The organism is Komarekiella delphini-convector SJRDD-AB1, from assembly GCF_014831675.1.
In the GTDB taxonomy this organism is placed as follows: domain Bacteria; phylum Cyanobacteriota; class Cyanobacteriia; order Cyanobacteriales; family Nostocaceae; genus Komarekiella.
Genome location: NZ_VJXY01000026.1, coordinates 74,977 through 93,247, shown reverse-complemented (window position 1 = coordinate 93,247; position 18,271 = coordinate 74,977). Strand labels below are relative to the sequence as shown.

Sequence of the window (18,271 nt, the reverse complement as noted above, 5' to 3'; positions counted from 1 at the left end):
TTGAAATATTAATGAAATAATTTGTATTCAAAAATACTTAAATTACGGATTACTACTATGTATAACAGTGATAAATTTAACTTTCTTAATGAAATACCTTGTCATGCTGAGAGCGAAGTGCAAGGAAGCATCTCGGAGATTTTTTCTGCACTGTATTTTGCTCAGAATTACAGTCCTGGATCACTTTTAGCTCAAATCAAACTCTGATTGGTTGTAAATCATTAGAGCGATCGCAAAAGACAATATTATGAAAATTAAACTATAGGCTAAGTAAGCCAATGTAAATAATTAAAGGTTTGTAGTCAGCACTTTAGTGCTAATTTAAGGGTTTTAGCCCTCACTATTAACTACTGTTCACAATGTAAACATAAAGCTTTCAGCTAAGGTTAGACAGTAAGTAGGTCGGCGTTTATAAATCATTATGTTGCAAAGTTATAATCAATATAAAAATTGAAGGCTAAAAATATCATGAATTTAGTTGTAAAAACTTCCTCTAGCAAGACAGCACCAAAGTTAACTTATGATGTGCTGATTGAAAACGAACAAGATGGCAGGTTTAATGCAACGGTGTTAGGCTTGCCAGACTGCAAAATTTCAGGTGCTACAAAAGAAGAAGCTTTAAAAGAACTAATCCAGCGTTTGCAAGCTCGTTTAGAGAAAGCGGAAATAGTTACTTTAGAAATTGATCCTCCTCAAACCGAACATCCTTGGATAAAATTTGCGGGAATGCACAAAGATAACCCTCTTTTTGCTGAGGTGCTGGAATACATAGAAGCTGAACGGAGTCAAATTGACTTAGAGAATGAGACAAAGTGAGTATTATGTGGATATTAGATACAGATCATTTATCCTTATTTCAAAATACTCATCCATTAGTCACACAACGCATAAGACAGCAAAATACTGAAAATTTAGCTATAACAGTGATTACATTTGAGGAAAAAGTTAAAGGATGGTTGAATGTTATCAACAAATATAATAATCAACCTTCTAAGTATGACAAATTAATCTGGGCATACAAAGGTTTATGGGATGAAATAGAATATTTCAAAAATATAATATTACTTGAATTTGATACTAACGCTTGTAATCTTTATGCTGAATTAGTTAAGCAAAAAATTCGCGTTGGTACTCAAGATTTACGCATTGCGGCAATTACGCTGTCAGTAAATGGGATTTTAGTTACGCGCAACCGCAAGGATTTTGAAAAAGTGCCTAATTTGCGTTTAGAAGATTGGACTATATCTTAATTTGTCTCAAGACTAAATTGACCTATTTGTTTATAATTAAAAACTTCAGAGCAATATTATTAGCTTCCCAGTATTCTTTGGCTGAATTTAAAATATCCAATGCTATTATTTAACATCTTTGAGGATTTCCTTAGCTTTTTCATTCCCTAAACTTGCAGCTTTTTGTAAATCTTTCATTCCTTGATACTTATTCCCATCTAAATAATAGCTAGTACCCCGTAAATAATAGGCTTCATCATTATTGGGATTTATCTGAATTGCGTCGTTACAGTCATCTAGTGCGTCAGTATAATCTTTCAATTTAAAATGTGCTGAGCAACGCCTCACGTAGTCTTGATCAACGTTGGGATTGATAAAAGGTTCCCTAATCAGCATTGTGTTTGTATCTCTGAAACCTGGACGACTAATCTGCAAAAAAACTGTAGTATTTATATCACCTTGTATCAAATTAGCTACATCTGTCGCACTCATTTTTGATGTCGGTATGCCATTTATTTCCAATATTTGATCACCAATTTTAAGATTTCCCAATGCTGCTGGAGATTTTTCAAAGACATTAGTAACTATTGGTATTTTAGTTTCTTCATTAACTTGGAATGAAATACCAATACCAATAGTATACTTTTTAATCTTACTGGTGGCTATTTCTCTCAATTGCGATTGAGTTAAATTCTGTGTTGCATCTTTTGCAGAATTAGAATTGTTAGAGCTATAAAATAGATTACCAGTAGCAAAAAATACAAGTGAACCTAATGTTGCTGAGGCTAATACTGAACCAATAATAATAACTTGAGCATAATTTTGAATCGGTTTTTTAGCAGGCAACTGTTGAGGTGCATTGTTTACAGTTGTATTACTTGTCGAGGTTTTCGTAGAAATAGAAGTTCCTGATAAAGAAGCGCTGTTTCCAACAGCGCTTTGAAAAATACTTTGTTTACTATGCTTATTAGGTGATGGTGAATTTGCAGACTGATTAGTTTGCCAAACTTGAGATTGACTTGGCTGGACTGGGTATGAACTAGCTGTATTGCTTGATGATACAAACTGCGAAATCTTGATAGTGTTGTCTCTACTTCCACTCATTAGAGTTTTGCCATCTGGACTGAAAGCTACGGAACGAACCCAGTCCGAATGCACCTGGATAATGCAGATTTGCCCTCCTCTGGTGACATCCCACAATTTGATAGTCTTGTCATGACTTCCACTGGCAAGGGTTTTGCCATCTAGGCTGAAGACAACCGAACAAACCGAGTCGAAATGCGCCTGGATAGTGCGGATTTGCCCTCCTGTTGTCACATCCCACAGTTTAATAGTCTTGTCATCGCTCCCACTGGCAATAGTTTTGCCATCTGGGCTGAAAACAACCGAACGAACGGAGTCGGAATGCGCCTGGATAGTGCGGATTTGCCCTCCTGTTGTCACATCCCACAGTTTAATAGTCTTGTCAGAACTCCCACTGGCAAGGATTTTGCCATCTGGGCTGAAAGCTACGCAATCAACAGAGTTGGAATGCCCCTGAAGGGTGTAGATTTCTCTTCCCGTGCGGACATCCCATAATTTGATAGTCGTGTCATGACTCCCACTGACAACGGTTCTGCCATCTGGACTGAAAGCTACGGAATTAACAGAGTCGGAATGCCCTTGGAGAGTATGGATTTGCCCTTCTATTGCGGCATTTTCTATAATTTTATCTGCGGCAAAAGCTTTAGGTTGTGATGTTGATTTAACAACAGCAGCTTGTTTTGGTCTAACAAACCCAGGAAATATATCAGTACCAAGTTTTATGGCGCGATCGCACCAATAACACTTACCATGAGTTCGGCTGTAGTAGTGGCTGTCTACCTTTCCACAGATAGTTAACTCATTAACAGCAAGTCTGAGCGCCTTTACCCAATCCCCAGCAGTTGGGCGCAAGTTAGGATTTTTATAACCATCATTAAAACATCTGAGAAAACATCGCTGAACCTCTGGGTGAACAATCTCAAGAGGAATTGTCCTTTCTACAACAGGTTGAATCAAACTGTTTGGTGCATACAGCCATAAACCCCGGCGGATAAGTTCATTCATTTCTGGAGTTTCCCCCGCGCCTATCCACTTTCCCGCAAAAGGACTTTGACCACCAAACAACAGTTGATAGATAATGACTGCTAATCGGAAGCGATCGTGTACTTCCGTTTGATCAGTGCTAGCAAAATCTTTACCAATCAGTTCCGGTGGTGTATAGCCGTCTGAACCAACTAGACAACGATAAACCTTACTATTTTTCGGATTCCGAACCTGAAAAGAATCAGTATCAATAATTGAAGGCAAGGCGCGATCGTTAACAAGAATATTTTGCGGCTTGATGTCACCCAAAACATAGCCAGAAATGTGAATTGCTTCAATAATTGAGGCGATATTCAGCGCCGTTGTGTGGAGAAAACGCCAATCAACGTCAAGTTTCAAAGCCTTTCTTTTCTGGGGGTTGTATACATCAATAAGTTCTTTTGCTTCCTTAATTTCCGGCATCAAAAAGCCCACACAATTACCTTGAGCATCTTTCAGTACCGACTTAGGCCAAGCAAAAGAAATATGATTGAGGTGAGAGTTTGGCTCTTTGGGTCTGTGCGCTATCATCACAGCCAATTTTTGCACTCGTTCAGGAGTTTGCGAGTGGTAAATTTTCGCTAAGTAACCATTGTAATTAGTTCGCCAAACCTTACCTTCACCACTATTAGCTATCGGTTCACCTAGCAGAGTAATTGATTTTCCCGTACTGGCACAGGTGAGAACTGTCATCGAATTTTACTCTCTATCAAATAAGCACAAAAGTAAGGTTTTATCATCGTCAGTGCGAGAATTTAGCCGTTCAGAGTTGAGGAATTCTGTCAGATATTTATTTTCCTCCTCTGGATTAACAGGTTCGTGCAAGTATTCTTCCAAAGGTTTAAAGAAAGGTGAAAAGGGTTTCCAGTCGCTCAAGCGAATTGCTACTTTTTCCAGTCCATCAGTGGAAGCACAAATAAACTCTTGTTTTTCGGAAATAACCTCTAATTGCATATCTTTTACTGCATTTGTTGAGGTGATAAAAGTTGTTTCATTGACAAACTCACCTTTATCTGACTGAAACAACAGTTGATATTCTGAATTTTGGGAACGCAGCACAATAAATCCATCTCCGATTTGCATAGCTGCAACCCAGTCAGGAGTAGCCACAAAAACCAACAACGTACAAGCTAAATCATTGGCAGAATAATCTCCTTCATCTGCTTGCTTCTGTAATTCTGTAATAACTTGGTTCACAATCTTAGCAAAAACTTTTTGAGCTTCTTCTTTAGACAGTGCTTGAGAAAAAGCTTGCTTCTGAGGATATTCATTAATATCAGAAAAGCATTTGAGTACCGTTTTTACCGCCAATTTAGAACCAATATCAGAATATTTAGCACTACCAGCACCATCAGCAACAGCACCTACAATCACATCATTAAAGATGCAATAATCCCCATAATCTTGACAAGGCATCTCCTGGTCTTGATGACTTGTTCCAACAGCAGAACCCGCAATAGCTTTCCAATTCACAAAATTTCCTCTAACTAGTAATTTGACCCCATCCCACAGCCGGTAAAGCTACAGCTTGCCCTACTTTGCCACTAGAAACCCGTTTCATTGAAGTAGAAAGCCAGACAAATAGCTCACGAAAATCTAAGCCATTTAGCATAACTGGTGGACGTTCAGGAGGAGAAATTTGTTTGAGGATATTCATATCAGCACCCTGTACACCTACCGCAAAAAATAAAAGTCGGCTTTGTGCTTCTGCTTCTCTCAATCTTTGCGCGGCTGATTGCCAGGAGTCTGTTGGCGCTCCGTCTGTAATCAAAAACACCCAAGGGCGATAATAGAGAATACCGTTGTCTTTATAAGTCTGTTTGCGGTTTTCTAGAAAATCCAAAGCATACTCAATCGCCCCACTCATTGGGGTAACACCATCTACTTCCAATATAGGCGGTATAAATTGGTCAATCGTTACAAAGTCTTGCATCAGCTTAACTATGGGACCAAATGTGATCATGGCCACTTCCAAACTCAGCGATGCTTGAGAATCTTTTAATACATCTTCTTTGAAAATAGCAAGTCCTCGATTTAACTTTTGGATAGGTTGACCTGACATAGAACCAGAAGTATCGAGTAATAGAATTACTGGACAACGATTTTCTGGATTTTCAACGAATTCAGGCAATCCTACAGCCATTCGATGCTCCTGATTGAGTAAATTAGGTTACAAATTATACACGTTAATCTTATTGCTAATAAATACTTCAACAGTAGTGTTTTTATTTAAAGAATCCCTATGTTTACCTAAGTTGAAATAATCCAGCGCCGCATTTGGTAAGATAACTCTTCTCAAATATGTGTCTACCCTAAGTGCCCAGCATTCGCTAAACTCAGAATTGCTGCAATTTTGCCCACCATGTCAGATTCCCAAACCGTCAGTGCTGCTGTTGCTAAACTCTACAACACCTACCCATTTCCGCCGGAAGCCCTACTGGATGAACCACCTCCAGGCTACAACTGGCGCTGGAATTGGCTAGCCGCTTATAATTTCTGCACAGGTCAAAAACCCCAAAAGCAGGATATCCGCATTTTAGATGCTGGTTGCGGTACGGGAGTTGGTACAGAATACCTTGTTCACCTTAATCCCCAAGCTAATGTCGTTGGAATTGACCTTAGTACTGGCGCTTTGGCTGTGGCAAAAGAGCGTTGTCAACGTTCTGGGGCTAACCGCGTTGAGTTTCATCACCTGAGCTTGTATGATGTCGAACAGTTGCCAGGTGAGTTTGATTTAATCAACTGCGTTGGCGTTTTGCACCATACCCCCGATCCGATTCGTGGTATTCAAGCTTTAGCGAAGAAGTTAGCTCCAGGCGGCTTGATGCACATTTTTGTGTACGGGGAATTGGGACGTTGGGAAATTCAACTTATGCAAAAAGCGATCGCTCTCCTCCAAGGTGATAAACGAGGCGATTACCGCGATGGTGTGCAAGTTGGGCGGCAAATATTCGCCTCTTTACCAGAAAATAACCGAATTGTCAAGTACGATAAGCAGCGTTGGTCATTAGAAAACCATAAGGATGCATACTTTGCCGATATGTATGTTCATCCTCAAGAAATTGACTACAACATTGAGACGCTGTTTAAATTAATTGATGCTTCCGGCTTGGAGTTTATTGGCTTCTCAAATCCTAGTTTTTGGCAGTTAGAAAGGCTTTTGGGCAAAGCACCAGAGTTGATAGAACGGGCCCAAGGATTAGGCGATCGCCAGCGTTATCGCCTGATAGAATTACTAGATCCAGAAGTAACCCATTACGAGTTTTTCCTTGGTCGCCCTCCCCTCGTCAAAGCTGACTGGTCAGATGATAATATTTTGTTGACGGCAATTCCTGAACTTAATCCTTGTATTGAAGGATTTCCCAGCCAATGTTTCTTTAATTACGATTACCAGATTGTTAACTTATCAGTAGCAGAGTTTGAGTTTCTGCAAAGATGCGATGGTAATTCAACAGTGGGAGAAATTTTAGCAGGTGTGCAGATGGAACTTAATGAAGTTAGAACGCTCCTCAAGCAACAGTTGATTTTATTAACACCAGCTTAATTACATCGTATTGTCTCACCACACCAGTTTTCTTTGGAAGTTGTGCCTCAGACCTTACAAGAGATGAACGCTGTAAATTATTTGTGTTCTATCAAACTTCTAAGCGCCGACTTGCGGTGCTTAGAAGTTCTCCGTGTGTTTATCCGTATTTCCTTTTTTACTTATTTGCATTTTTGCAATAAGTTTAATTAAAAACCATTGAATTTTTACCTAAAAGTAAAAATCATTATTTTTAACTAGCAAAATGTAGTATCATTTTACACTCTCTTCATAAAAGAGTTGAAAAAAGTGAAGATTTGGAAAATAGTGCTTTTTTGCCCTGCGTATAAAAATATAAAAGAATAAATTCTATTAAAGACTCACATATGAGTTTTTACTGTACTTATCAAATTTTAATTTAGGAGAATTTTCTGATGAAATTAGCTAAACAGCTAAGCATTGCTACTGCTGGTGTTGCGCTTTTCGCTGCTGTTGGTGCTAAATCAGCAGAAGCAGCGAGTGTTGTATTTAAGGGACAAGAAGGCAATAGATTCGATTACACGATTCAGTTTGATTCTGCGAATCTACCTGGTGATTTTGAAAGGCTCAGAGATGGTTCATTATTAACCTTATCAGGCTTATCGGGTGTATTTGATGTAACTCCTGACTACCCAACTAGATTGTCAGTGGAAACCAAAGAACCTGACTTTGTGACTTTAAAATTGATAAACTTTGCTCAGACAGGTAAAGTAGGTACATCATCATTATTCGGTAATTTTTCCCTATTCAGTTCTTTTACTACAGCGGGTCTAGCACAGTGGGATATTATACGCCGAAATCCTCTCGGTAAGGTGGCGACAACTTTTGAGGGTCAAGTTACGGGCCCTGGAACACCTGTCCCCGAACCCTTCACAGTTGGTGGTTCAGTGGTTGCTCTTGGGTTTGGTTTGTGGATGAAGCGTAAGCAAGCAGCGGCTTCTCAGAAGATATAGTAGATTCACTGCTGCCAGTCTGATTAGCTACTAATTCAGGTTTCACACTTAAGATGTATGCCCCTGTGAGCGTGCCTGTAATCCTTTCATAAGGGCATTCTTTTTAATACAGCAAGACCTTCGTGAATACTAACTTATAAAAGTAATTTATACTTCGTGGTGAGAGGCGATCGCTCATCACGCTTTTTGATGACAAGAAGTTAATTGTTTTTTTCTAAAGTATTGTTACCGGAGCGTGATATGATTCAGCTGACTGAATGTACAGTCATCAATAGTTAGCTGTACTGGTTTCAAGTCCCGTGAGCTTGTCAGACGAATCAATTGCACCCACTCCGACAACACAACAAGATGATCAATCTGGTTCTGAGGATACAGAATCAGGGAACTCTATGCAAGAGTTCTATCAACTCTTCCAGCAACTGTTGACAATCACGCTTGTCTTGACGGGGGTTATTTTTATCTCTGTGTGGATTTTTTATTCCTTAAACATTGCCCTGAATTATTTGATTGGGGCGTGTGCAGGTGTGGTTTACTTAAAAATGCTGGCTAAAGATGTTGAGCGGCTCGGTAATCAAAAAACCCGTCTGAGCAAAAATCGTTTGGCTCTGTTTATTGGGTTGATTGTATTGGCAACTCAATGGCATGAGCTACATGTTCTGCCCATATTTTTGGGATTTCTAACTTACAAGGCCACGCTCATCGTCTATACGGTGCAAACTGCGTTCATTCCTGATTCTTAAATCAGGCTCACAAAGACAATACTCCCATCCTCGCTCGTTGGGGAAGATTCTTGCTTGAAGAATGCAAATGCTTAGTGTCTTAAACGCCTTTAATTCTTTTCCCCTCGCCGAATTAGAAGTAGGTCAACATTTCTACTGGCAATTGGGCAATCTTAAAATTCATGGGCAAGTTTTTCTTACCTCGTGGTTTGTGATTAGCATTCTAGTAGTAGCTTCACTAGCTGCGACTCGCAACATCCAGAGAATTCCCAGCGGCATCCAAAATTTAATGGAATATGCCCTAGAGTTTATTCGGGATCTAGCAAAAAACCAACTTGGTGAGAAAGAGTACCGTCCTTGGGTGCCTTTTATAGGCACATTGTTTTTGTTTATCTTCGTATCGAACTGGTCAGGTGCTCTAATTCCCTGGAAGCTAATTAAGCTGCCATCGGGTGAATTGGCAGCTCCCACCAATGACATCAATACGACTGTAGCATTGGCATTACTAACATCTTTAGCGTACTTTTACGCGGGTTTTAGCAAGCGGGGTTTGGGCTACTTTAAGAAATATATTGAGCCAACACCCGTTCTATTGCCAATCGCAATCCTAGAAGATTTTACTAAGCCCCTCTCCCTTAGCTTCCGTCTTTTTGGCAATATCTTGGCGGATGAATTAGTGGTAGCGGTGCTGGTTCTGCTAGTTCCTCTATTTGTACCTCTGCCTGTGATGGCTTTGGGTTTGTTTACCAGTGCCATTCAAGCCCTGGTTTTTGCCACCCTAGCTGGAGCATACATTCATGAGGCCATGGAGGGACATGGTGGAGATGAGCATGAGGAGCATTAAATTCAGTCAACAGTCAACAGTTATCAAGCGTGCGGCAAAGCCGACAACTGATAACTGTTAACTGATAACTGTTAAGCTTCTCAGTTGATAGCACAGTTCCGTCGAGCATCTTCGCTCAAAACATCGCAAAGCGCGATTGAAAGAACTCGGTGCAGCGTGAAAAACACGTTTCTAGTCGTTAACGTACTTTTGTTAGTTCTGTATTCAAAGTAAGGAAAATCAACATGGATCCATTAGTTTCTGCTGCTTCAGTTCTGGCTGCTGCTCTAGCAATTGGTTTAGCTGCAATTGGCCCTGGTATTGGTCAAGGAAATGCTGCTGGACAAGCAGTAGAAGGTATCGCCCGTCAGCCCGAAGCAGAAGGAAAAATTCGGGGTACTCTGCTGTTAACCTTGGCTTTCATGGAATCCTTGACTATTTATGGTCTAGTTATTGCCCTGGTGCTGTTGTTTGCTAACCCCTTCGCGGGATAAAACCTAAAAGTTTTTGCGAGTGTAGAGACGTGATGATTCACGCCTCTACGTCGTCGAAATATTTGAGTATTTCAGTCATTTTGATGTAATTGATTACCAATTTTAGGTTTTGATTGGATTATCAAGAGTTTTCGGTACATGCCCCTAAGCTTGTCGGCAAAACAAATCTAAAATCGTAACTCTAAAATCCACAATCGCTTGACCCTTGTTGGCTATGGGTCTCTAAAATATTAAAGGTTGGATGATCTTGCTAGCCATGAAAACTGCTACTCCAGCCAAAGAGGAGAGAAATGTTTGACTTCAATGCTACTTTGCCCTTAATGGCATTGCAGTTCCTGTTGTTGGCAGCTTTGTTGAATGCAATTTTCTACAAGCCACTGACCAAGGTGCTAGACGATCGCGATAATTACATCCGAACGAATACCCTTGAGGCGCGGGAACGCTTGGCTAAAGCTGAGCGCTTAGCCCAAGAATATGAGCAGCAGCTCGCAGAAGCTCGCAGGCAATCGCAAGCTACTGTAGAAGCAGCTCAGGCTGAGGCTAAGAAAATTACTGCCGAGAAAATCGCTGAAGCCCAAAAAGAAGCTCAAGCGCAACGAGAACAGGCTGCTGTTGAAATAGAGCAACAGAAACAAGAAGCTATGCGTACCTTAGAGCAACGGGTTGATGCTCTCAGCAGGCAGATTCTAGAAAAACTATTGGGATCTACTGTAGTTAGCTAAGCTCACAAAACTGCTTCTATGAAAGCATACGCGCGTCTGGGCGCTAGTCCCAGAGCGCTCAATTCAAGTGTCAAAAAAGGCACTTTTTCCCTGGGGAAAGGATACTTATATTTCCCTTCATGAAAATACAATACTATTAGCAAGCGAGCAGCGCACTTGTAGATGGGTATCATGGGCACATTCTTATTACTTGCCGCAGAAGCGAACGCTGTTCATTCTGAATTGGCAGAAGGCGCAGCAGAAGGTGGTTTCGGTCTAAACTTAGACATTCTAGAAACCAACCTCATTAACCTAGCGATTCTTGTTGGCATATTATTCTACTTCGGACGTAAAGTTTTAAGCAATATCCTGAATGAGCGAAAGTCAAATATTGCAACCTTAATTCAGGAAGCAGAAGGGCGCTTAAAAGAGGCACAAATTGCTCTATCCCAGGCGCAAGATCAGTTAACTCAAGCTCAGGCAGAAGCACAACGCATCCGCAAAGCTGCCCAAGAAAGCGCCCAGGCCTCGAAGGAAGCCTTGTTAGAGCGGGCAGTGCAAGACGTAGAACGCTTGAAACAAACAGCAGCAGCGGATTTAAATAGCGAAACAGAGCGAGCGATCGCCCAACTGCGGCAGCGAGTGGCTACTCTAGCATTGCAAAAAGTCGAATCGCAACTCAAAAGCGGCATTGCCGACGATGCTCAACAAATGTTAATTGACCGCAGCATCGCACAACTGGGAGGCAATGTATGACAAGTAAAGTAGCAACAGCCGAAGTAGCCCAACCTTATGCACAGGCACTTTTGTCAATAGCGCAATCGAAAAACTTGACAGAAGAATTTGGGGAAGATGCGCGTACTTTCCTAAGCCTGCTCTCAGAAAACAGAGAGCTACACAACTTCTTTAGCAACCCGTTTATTCAGTCTGAGAAAAAAAAGGCTCTCATTAGACAAATACTCGGTGAAAATGTCAACCCATACTTACGCAATTTTTTGCTGGTATTGGTAGACAAACGGCGGATTGCGTTCATAGAACCAATTTTACAGCAATATCTGGCGCTGTTGCGGCAGTTGAATCAAACCGTATTAGCGGAAGTGACTTCAGCCGTTCCCCTCACAGAAGCTCAACAGCAGGCAATTATCGAAAAGGTGATCGCCATCAGTAAAGCTCGCCAGGTAGAACTAGAAACTAAGATAGATAGCGAGTTAATTGGTGGTGTAATCATCAAAGTAGGCTCGCAGGTTATTGACGCCAGTTTACGGGGTCAGTTGCGCCGCCTTTCCTTACGCTTAACTAATAGCTAGAAGTTTAGGAGTTAGGAGTGAGAAGTTAGGAGTTAGGAGTTAAGTAATAAAGTAATTTATTTTAACTTTTAACTTTTAATTGTTGTATTTTTAACTCATCATTCCTAACTCTTTGCTCCTAACTAATTACTTCTTCCGTCTCGAAAGCAAACAAGATAGACACATGAGCATTTCAATTAGACCTGACGAAATCAGCAGCATTATCCAACAACAAATCGAGCAATACGACCAAGAAGTCAAAGTTGCTAACGTTGGTACTGTGCTACAAGTTGGTGATGGTATTGCCCGGATCTATGGTCTAGACCAGGCTATGGCTGGTGAGCTGTTGGAATTTGAAGACGGCACAGTCGGCATCGCCCAGAACTTAGAAGAAGACAACGTGGGCGCGGTGCTCATGGGTGAAGGTCTAGAAATTCAAGAAGGTAGCTCAGTCACCGCTACCGGTAGAATCGCCCAGGTAGCGGTGGGTGAAGCTTTAATTGGACGAGTTGTAGACGCTTTGGGTCGTCCCATCGATGGTAAGGGAGACATTAAGTCCTCAGAAAGCCGTTTGATTGAATCTCCAGCACCCGGTATTATTGCACGCCGATCAGTACACGAACCCATGCAAACGGGTATCACAGCTATTGATTCAATGATTCCCATCGGCCGTGGTCAACGGGAGTTGATTATTGGTGATCGTCAAACTGGTAAAACTGCGATCGCCATTGACACGATCATCAACCAAAAAGAAGAAGATGTAATCTGCGTTTACGTTGCGATCGGTCAAAAGGCTTCCACCGTTGCTAACGTGGTGCAAACATTGCAAGAAAAGGGCGCGATGGACTACACCGTCGTCGTCGCTGCAAACGCCAGTGATCCAGCAACACTACAATTCCTAGCACCTTACACAGGAGCAACAATTGCTGAGTACTTCATGTACAAAGGCAAAGCTACCTTGGTAATTTACGATGACCTCTCCAAGCAAGCCCAAGCTTATCGACAAATGTCCTTGCTGCTGCGTCGTCCACCAGGACGCGAAGCTTATCCTGGAGATGTTTTCTACATCCACTCCCGCTTGTTAGAAAGAGCAGCTAAACTAAGTGATGAATTAGGTAAAGGTAGCATGACTGCCCTGCCAATTATCGAAACTCAAGCAGGTGACGTTTCCGCATATATCCCCACAAACGTTATTTCCATTACCGATGGTCAGATATTCCTGTCTTCTGACTTGTTTAACGCTGGTATCCGCCCCGCTGTAAACCCTGGTATTTCTGTGTCTCGCGTGGGTTCTGCGGCTCAAACCAAGGCAATGAAAAAAGTTGCCGGTAAGATTAAATTAGAACTGGCGCAATTTGACGATCTGCAAGCTTTCGCACAATTTGCTTCTGACTTAGATAAAGCCACTCAAGACCAGTTAGCAAGGGGTCAACGCTTGCGGGAACTGCTCAAGCAGCCCCAAAATTCCCCACTCTCAGTATATGAGCAAGTAGCCATTCTTTATGCTGGGATTAACGGCTACTTAGATGATGTACCTGTTAATCAAGTAACTACCTTTACCAAAGGTCTGCGGGAATACTTAAAAACAGGCAAACCTCAGTACACACAATCAGTACAAAGCAAAAAAGTACTGGGTGATGAAGAAGAAGCAGCCTTGAAGGAAGCGCTAACCGAGTACAAAAAAACCTTCAAAGCAACAGCGTAATTAGTCATTGGTCATTGGTGAGCCAATACGGTCTTGGGGTCTCCCCCATGAGCGATTGGTGAACCCCGAAGGGGTCATTGGTCATTGGTAAAGAACTAATGACTAATGACATAGACGCCTTAGCGGCTTCCCGCAGGGTAGGACAAAGCACAAATGACTAACGACAAAGGATAAAATTATGGCCAATCTCAAAGCAATACGCGATCGCATTCAGTCGGTCAAAAATACCAAAAAAATTACAGAAGCCATGCGCCTAGTGGCTGCGGCTAGAGTGCGTCGGGCACAAGAACAAGTACTGGCGACTCGCCCTTTTGCCGATCGCTTGGCACAAGTGTTGTATGGTTTGCAAACCCGTCTACGGTTTGAAGAAGCAAACTTGCCATTACTAAAAAAACGACAAGTTCAGTCCGTGGGGCTGTTGGTCATTTCTGGTGATCGGGGTTTGTGTGGTGGGTACAACAGTAACGTCATCCGTCGTGCAGAAAACCGTGCCAAAGAAATCAAGGCAGAAGGTCTAGACTACACATTTGTGATTGTTGGGCGCAAAGCTACACAATACTTTCAACGCCGCAATCAGGCTATTGATGCCACATACAGCGGTTTAGAGCAAATTCCCACCGCAGCGGAAGCTACTCAGATTGCCGACCAACTACTTTCCTTATTCCTTTCGGAAAAAGTAGACCGCATTGAGTTAGTTTATACCAGATTTGTCTCCTTAGTTAGCTCCCGTCCTGTGGTGCAAACTCTGCTTCCCCTCGATCTTCAAGGTCTAGAAGCACCAGATGACGAAATCTTCCGCTTGACAACCCGTGGTGGTCAATTTGAAGTCGAACGGCAGAAAGTGACAAGTCAAGTTCGCCCTTTTCCCCGCGACATGATTTTCGAGCAAGATCCAGTACAGATTCTCGATTCTCTGTTACCTCTATATCTAAGTAACCAGCTATTACGGGCGCTGCAAGAATCAGCTGCTAGTGAACTAGCAGCGCGGATGACAGCCATGAGCAATGCTAGCGAGAATGCTGGTGAGTTGATTAACACCCTAACTTTGTCTTATAACAAAGCCCGTCAAGCCGCAATTACCCAAGAACTTCTTGAGGTTGTAGGCGGTGCTGAAGCCCTAACTTAGGGAATCTACTAATTGTTAATTGTGAAAAATAGCTGATTGCTAACTGTTTTGAGATTAGCGATCGGCTATTTTTAATATTTGAGATTTTTGAACTATGACCAAATAATTACTAATTCGCTCTGGACGCTCCTGCGTCGAAGAGAGCTGCCAAGCGCGTAATTCGTAATTACTTCGTGTCATAGCCCCCATCAAATCTGCATGGCTTTGTGGTGCAACAATAAGAGCGCAAAGTAAGAGCGCCGGCTTCCGGCGCTCTCAGACGCCAGTGACGCTCCTGCGTTGCTACCGCTACGCTAATGCACAAGTCTCTTAACCCGCCCAAGCAACTGGCTCAACTTTGTAAGAGAGTGGTGGGTTCAATCCTAAGCTGATTATAACTACGAATTACGAATTATCAATTACAAATTATGTTGACATTGACCGCATACGGGCCCTTGTGTACTGAGGTTTATGACATCACCAAGCCTATTGGTGGAGAGTACCCCGATGTGCCCTACTACATTAGCCACTTTTCCCGAATCAGTGGCAGAATTCTTGAGGCAATGGTTGGGACGGGACGACTACTAATACCACTGCTAGAAGCTGGTATTAATGTTGAGGGTATCGATACTTCACCAGATATGCTTGCTGCTTGTCGAAAGCACTGTGTAGAAAGGGGATTGAACCCTGTTCTCCATCAAGGTGATATAGAAAATCTTAATATTCCTGGCAAGTTTAGTGCAATCGCTGTTTCCTTTGGCTCGTTCATGCTGTTAGAAAAACGATCTTCTGCTGTAGCTGCGTTGCAAGCTTTTGCTCGACACCTTGAGCCGCAAGGGCGAATCTTCATAGACTTGGAGTTGCCTATTGAAGATTTTAAGACGGAGAATATCGTTAGGCAGCGAGCGCCAATTAATTGCCCTGATGGCTCAACAATTCTTTTACAATCCACATCTCATATAGACTGGCTCAATCAATCCAACATGAGTGTAATTCGCTATGAGAAGTGGAAAGATAGCAAACTGATTGCCACCGAGTTACAGCACTTTCCTCTACATTGGTTCGGGCGCGATGAATTTATCATGTGTTTACGGGAAAATGGTTACAAAGACATCACCCTATGTGCAAACTACATTGACGATCTACAGCCAAATGCCCACACAGACACCCTGTGTTTTTCAGCAGTACTTGCATGAACTATAAAGACACCAATCCAGAGTCCCAAATCTGTTGTCTCATAACACATTTCAAAAACAATACACTATAATAAAAAATATGAGACATGGGTCCGTCACGGTTTCGACAGGTTGGCGAACGCTGCTCTGTGATTCAGGTCGAGAGTGAGTCGTCTCTCGGAAATCAAAGACTCGAAAAAAAAGTAAATGCGAATAACATCGTTAAATTTGCTCGTAAGGACGCTCTAGTAGCTGCCTAAACACCTCTTATAGGTTCGAGCGTCTTTAGTTTGACTCCGTTAAGGACTGAAGACCAAACCCCAACGGATGCTCTAGCAAGCGTTCTCTGGTTGGCTTGCTAGCTAAGATTAAATCAGAGCATCCTACGTTCGGGATAATGAACGATTCCCGCCTTGAGGGTCAGAAAGGCTAAACCTGTGAATGAGCGGGGGGTCAATACCCAATTTGGACAGCAGTTCGACTCTGCTCGGATCCACTAAAGAACAACTAACAACTCCACCTGATAATTTAATATCAAGGTGGATTTTGTTTTATGGATAGAAGGTAATGTGTAATTTCGCTGACCACTTTCATACAATGGGTTTCATACTAATAAACCACAGTAGGGTGGGCATTACAATGCCCACCTTACAAGCAAGGAACTATTTGCTGTAGATACATACATAGGAAGCCCAGAGAGAGGGGAAGATGAGAGAACAGGGGAAGCTGGATAAGAAAATAATTAATTAATCCTATCTCCATATCTTCTAACTACCAGACATTGAAGTCAGAACAATATAATCCTCCGCAATCAGCTAAGCGTTCTGGTTTTGGGGTTATGTAGGTGTGTTTTCAAACCTTTTTCCTCTTTTTTTTAGTACCCGTCGCAGTCGGTCAGGACTCAAGTTTACTTGGCGCTCAGAAGCCAGTTTTTTTGCTAATTGTTTCGAGTTATAAGTTTGTGGCTCTTGAGCTAAGCAATTTTCCAAATAAACTAAGTCTGATTCCGAATATCGGGGTTTTCCCCCTCGACCAGGAGCATCCCACAACCCTGCTAACCCCATCTTGTCCCAACGATGAAGAGTTTGACGTACTGTTGAAATTGCCCAGTTCAAGCCTTGAGCAATCTGCTCGTTTTTTAAGCCACGAGCATTCAGCAGTAAAACTTGAGCACGATCTTTGGTACGTTGAGGAACCTCTTTAGCTCTCCTTAACTCTTCCAAAGTCTGCTTTTCTTCTTCTGTTAAAAAAATTCTCAATCGGCATCCCATAAGCGCTAGTCTTTCACACAGTCAGTTTTTGGTATTGTTATGTTTATTCATGCCTATATACTTGCTACGCAAAGTATTAAGTAACACACTAAAATGACTGAACTACAATGTTTAAGGATGCCGGAGTCTAGCCTGAAGGCATGTTATGCGAGAAGTATTGGCTTGAAGAACACTTATTAAAATCTGGAATTTATCATCAAGTAATGATTGACTTACAAAATTTGTCCAACGACAAATTGAGCCTATATAGGCTTTTTATCGGATAGCTATAAGCTGAAGCCCGTGGCTATGACGATAAGAGTTTATGAGTGTTGTTCTAACTAAATATCTAAAAATCTACACTAATAGAGTGTAGCATTAAAATTTAGTTGATTACTCGTATTTTTACTGGTAGTTTATCGAAACTTTAAAAATAACTGTTATAAAAATTTGCATTTGCCTAAATAGAAAAAGATATGAAAGTCCAGACTTTTTTCTTAAACTGGTTTTAGCTAATTTGCTTTGATTGTTTCTGAAGAATTGCTGTTTTCTTTACTTTACAGAAAATTTACACTTTACGTGACAAGAAATTTTATCAAGACAGTGGCGTATCTGATGCTTATTAACAAACGTATTAACAACAGCATATTTGATGCTTGTTAAAAGTTTGTTAGGAGTTTATCTTACCTTTCCTGCTTATTATCTTAGGAAGTACGTGAAAAAATGAACTTTTATATCTTAATGAGTTGATACTGAATCGTAAGTCTAATTATAAATTAATGCACTTAAATTACATAATTATTGTACTTTTTTCATAATGATTCTCTAGGTGATGCTCAAGTATTTGCTATCGCAGTTTCTATCCTGCGGGAACGCCAAGAACGAACAATTCGGCTTAAGTTCTAGTTTTAATTATAAATTTTGGACAAACAATAGTGATATGTATGATAGCTTTGGATTAGAAAATAGTGCGACTATTCAGGGTTACTAAATAGTGGATGTGTAGATTGATTTAATTAATATTTGGTAGATTTTTTGAGTAAAAAATATAGCTAAGAAATAGAAACAATTAATACAAGTTAAATTTTCCAAAACATCATATTCATTACAACTTAAAAAAAAATTTCTTGGGACAATGGGGACAGAATAAAAACCTGATGATT

Annotated in this window: 18 protein-coding genes and 1 other RNA gene; 14 read left to right on the top strand and 5 right to left on the bottom strand. The window is 41.3% G+C overall.

The window, feature by feature from the left end:
- Nucleotides 1-468 precede the first annotated feature (468 nt).
- Both FNW02_RS22050 and FNW02_RS22045 read left to right on the top strand, forming a co-directional pair.
- The gene (locus FNW02_RS22050) at nt 469-816 is read left to right on the top strand and encodes a type II toxin-antitoxin system HicB family antitoxin (RefSeq protein ID WP_191759634.1); all 348 of its coding nucleotides are present in this window, start codon (nt 469-471) and stop codon (nt 814-816) included.
- 5 nt (nt 817-821) lie between these two features.
- Entirely contained in the window at nt 822-1,250 is a 429-nt protein-coding gene (locus tag FNW02_RS22045) for a type II toxin-antitoxin system VapC family toxin (RefSeq protein ID WP_191759633.1), read from the top strand.
- Between the two features lie 105 nt (nt 1,251-1,355).
- On the opposite strand, the gene FNW02_RS22040 is transcribed toward FNW02_RS22045, so the two are convergent.
- The 3 genes from FNW02_RS22040 to FNW02_RS22030 are packed head-to-tail and all read right to left on the bottom strand — an operon-like array spanning nt 1,356 to nt 5,478.
- Entirely contained in the window at nt 1,356-4,028 is a 2,673-nt protein-coding gene (locus FNW02_RS22040; protein WP_191759632.1) for a WD40 domain-containing protein, read from the bottom strand.
- Nucleotides 4,029-4,034: 6 nt separating this feature from the next.
- Entirely contained in the window at nt 4,035-4,808 is a 774-nt protein-coding gene (locus FNW02_RS22035) for a protein phosphatase 2C domain-containing protein (RefSeq protein ID WP_191759631.1), read from the bottom strand.
- A 10-nt stretch (nt 4,809-4,818) separates the two neighbouring features.
- Entirely contained in the window at nt 4,819-5,478 is a 660-nt protein-coding gene (locus FNW02_RS22030; RefSeq protein WP_191759630.1) for a vWA domain-containing protein, read from the bottom strand.
- A 219-nt stretch (nt 5,479-5,697) separates the two neighbouring features.
- Here FNW02_RS22030 and FNW02_RS22025 point away from each other — a divergent pair, with 219 nt between their 5' ends.
- From FNW02_RS22025 to FNW02_RS21980, 10 genes are all read left to right on the top strand, one after another.
- A complete protein-coding gene (locus FNW02_RS22025) occupies nt 5,698-6,879 on the top strand; it encodes a class I SAM-dependent methyltransferase (RefSeq protein ID WP_191759629.1) in 1,182 nt (393 codons plus the stop codon).
- A 413-nt stretch (nt 6,880-7,292) separates the two neighbouring features.
- Nucleotides 7,293-7,850, top strand: a complete 558-nt coding sequence (locus tag FNW02_RS22020; RefSeq protein WP_191759628.1) for a PEP-CTERM sorting domain-containing protein — start codon at nt 7,293-7,295, stop codon at nt 7,848-7,850.
- A gap of 299 nt (nt 7,851-8,149) precedes the next feature.
- Nucleotides 8,150-8,590, top strand: a complete 441-nt coding sequence (locus FNW02_RS22015) for an ATP synthase subunit I (protein WP_191759627.1) — start codon at nt 8,150-8,152, stop codon at nt 8,588-8,590.
- A gap of 61 nt (nt 8,591-8,651) precedes the next feature.
- Nucleotides 8,652-9,413: a F0F1 ATP synthase subunit A gene (gene atpB / locus FNW02_RS22010; RefSeq protein WP_191759626.1), complete on the top strand. Its 762-nt coding sequence runs from the start codon at nt 8,652-8,654 to the stop codon at nt 9,411-9,413.
- 224 nt (nt 9,414-9,637) lie between these two features.
- A complete protein-coding gene (gene atpE, locus FNW02_RS22005) occupies nt 9,638-9,886 on the top strand; it encodes an ATP synthase F0 subunit C (RefSeq protein WP_073640718.1) in 249 nt (82 codons plus the stop codon).
- Between the two features lie 290 nt (nt 9,887-10,176).
- Complete coding sequence (locus FNW02_RS22000) at nt 10,177-10,608, top strand: F0F1 ATP synthase subunit B' (protein ID WP_191759625.1); 432 nt, start codon at nt 10,177-10,179, stop codon at nt 10,606-10,608.
- 162 nt (nt 10,609-10,770) lie between these two features.
- Nucleotides 10,771-11,343 (top strand): F0F1 ATP synthase subunit B, encoded by a 573-nt coding sequence (locus tag FNW02_RS21995; RefSeq protein ID WP_191759624.1) that lies wholly within the window; start codon nt 10,771-10,773, stop codon nt 11,341-11,343.
- Nucleotides 11,340-11,894: an ATP synthase F1 subunit delta gene (gene atpH / locus FNW02_RS21990; RefSeq protein WP_191759623.1), complete on the top strand. Its 555-nt coding sequence runs from the start codon at nt 11,340-11,342 to the stop codon at nt 11,892-11,894. The genes FNW02_RS21995 and atpH overlap by 4 nt, the downstream gene beginning before the upstream one ends.
- Nucleotides 11,895-12,057: 163 nt before the next feature.
- Entirely contained in the window at nt 12,058-13,578 is a 1,521-nt protein-coding gene (gene atpA, locus FNW02_RS21985; protein WP_191759622.1) for a F0F1 ATP synthase subunit alpha, read from the top strand.
- A gap of 178 nt (nt 13,579-13,756) precedes the next feature.
- Entirely contained in the window at nt 13,757-14,704 is a 948-nt protein-coding gene (locus FNW02_RS21980; protein ID WP_191759621.1) for a F0F1 ATP synthase subunit gamma, read from the top strand.
- Between the two features lie 54 nt (nt 14,705-14,758).
- Here the strand turns inward: FNW02_RS21980 and FNW02_RS39620 are convergent, their stop codons facing one another.
- Complete coding sequence (locus FNW02_RS39620; RefSeq protein ID WP_263627816.1) at nt 14,759-14,884, bottom strand: hypothetical protein; 126 nt, start codon at nt 14,882-14,884, stop codon at nt 14,759-14,761.
- Nucleotides 14,885-15,111: 227 nt separating this feature from the next.
- Here FNW02_RS39620 and FNW02_RS21975 point away from each other — a divergent pair, with 227 nt between their 5' ends.
- Both FNW02_RS21975 and ssrA read left to right on the top strand, forming a co-directional pair.
- Complete coding sequence (locus FNW02_RS21975) at nt 15,112-15,879, top strand: class I SAM-dependent methyltransferase (RefSeq protein ID WP_191759620.1); 768 nt, start codon at nt 15,112-15,114, stop codon at nt 15,877-15,879.
- A gap of 88 nt (nt 15,880-15,967) precedes the next feature.
- Nucleotides 15,968-16,357, top strand: a transfer-messenger RNA (tmRNA) gene (gene ssrA, locus FNW02_RS21970).
- Nucleotides 16,358-16,694: 337 nt separating this feature from the next.
- Here the strand turns inward: ssrA and FNW02_RS21965 are convergent.
- Nucleotides 16,695-17,117: a helix-turn-helix domain-containing protein gene (locus FNW02_RS21965; protein ID WP_191759619.1), complete on the bottom strand. Its 423-nt coding sequence runs from the start codon at nt 17,115-17,117 to the stop codon at nt 16,695-16,697.
- Between the last annotated feature and the right edge of the window lie 1,154 nt (nt 17,118-18,271).

Excerpts from the sequence above, each read along its gene's own strand:
- FNW02_RS22050 (WP_191759634.1), top strand. The coding sequence starts at position 469 with ATGAATTTAGTTGTAAAAACTTCCTCTAGCAAGACAGCACCAAAGTTA.
- FNW02_RS22045 (WP_191759633.1), top strand. The coding sequence starts at position 822 with ATGTGGATATTAGATACAGATCATTTATCCTTATTTCAAAATACTCAT.
- FNW02_RS22040 (WP_191759632.1), bottom strand. The coding sequence starts at position 4,028 with ATGACAGTTCTCACCTGTGCCAGTACGGGAAAATCAATTACTCTGCTA.
- FNW02_RS22030 (WP_191759630.1), bottom strand. The coding sequence starts at position 5,478 with ATGGCTGTAGGATTGCCTGAATTCGTTGAAAATCCAGAAAATCGTTGT.
- FNW02_RS22025 (WP_191759629.1), top strand. The coding sequence starts at position 5,698 with ATGTCAGATTCCCAAACCGTCAGTGCTGCTGTTGCTAAACTCTACAAC.
- FNW02_RS22020 (WP_191759628.1), top strand. The coding sequence starts at position 7,293 with ATGAAATTAGCTAAACAGCTAAGCATTGCTACTGCTGGTGTTGCGCTT.
- atpB (WP_191759626.1), top strand. The coding sequence starts at position 8,652 with ATGCAAATGCTTAGTGTCTTAAACGCCTTTAATTCTTTTCCCCTCGCC.
- atpE (WP_073640718.1), top strand. The coding sequence starts at position 9,638 with ATGGATCCATTAGTTTCTGCTGCTTCAGTTCTGGCTGCTGCTCTAGCA.
- FNW02_RS22000 (WP_191759625.1), top strand. The coding sequence starts at position 10,177 with ATGTTTGACTTCAATGCTACTTTGCCCTTAATGGCATTGCAGTTCCTG.
- FNW02_RS21995 (WP_191759624.1), top strand. The coding sequence starts at position 10,771 with ATGGGTATCATGGGCACATTCTTATTACTTGCCGCAGAAGCGAACGCT.
- atpH (WP_191759623.1), top strand. The coding sequence starts at position 11,340 with ATGACAAGTAAAGTAGCAACAGCCGAAGTAGCCCAACCTTATGCACAG.
- atpA (WP_191759622.1), top strand. The coding sequence starts at position 12,058 with ATGAGCATTTCAATTAGACCTGACGAAATCAGCAGCATTATCCAACAA.
- FNW02_RS21980 (WP_191759621.1), top strand. The coding sequence starts at position 13,757 with ATGGCCAATCTCAAAGCAATACGCGATCGCATTCAGTCGGTCAAAAAT.
- FNW02_RS39620 (WP_263627816.1), bottom strand. The coding sequence starts at position 14,884 with ATGACACGAAGTAATTACGAATTACGCGCTTGGCAGCTCTCTTCGACG.
- FNW02_RS21975 (WP_191759620.1), top strand. The coding sequence starts at position 15,112 with ATGTTGACATTGACCGCATACGGGCCCTTGTGTACTGAGGTTTATGAC.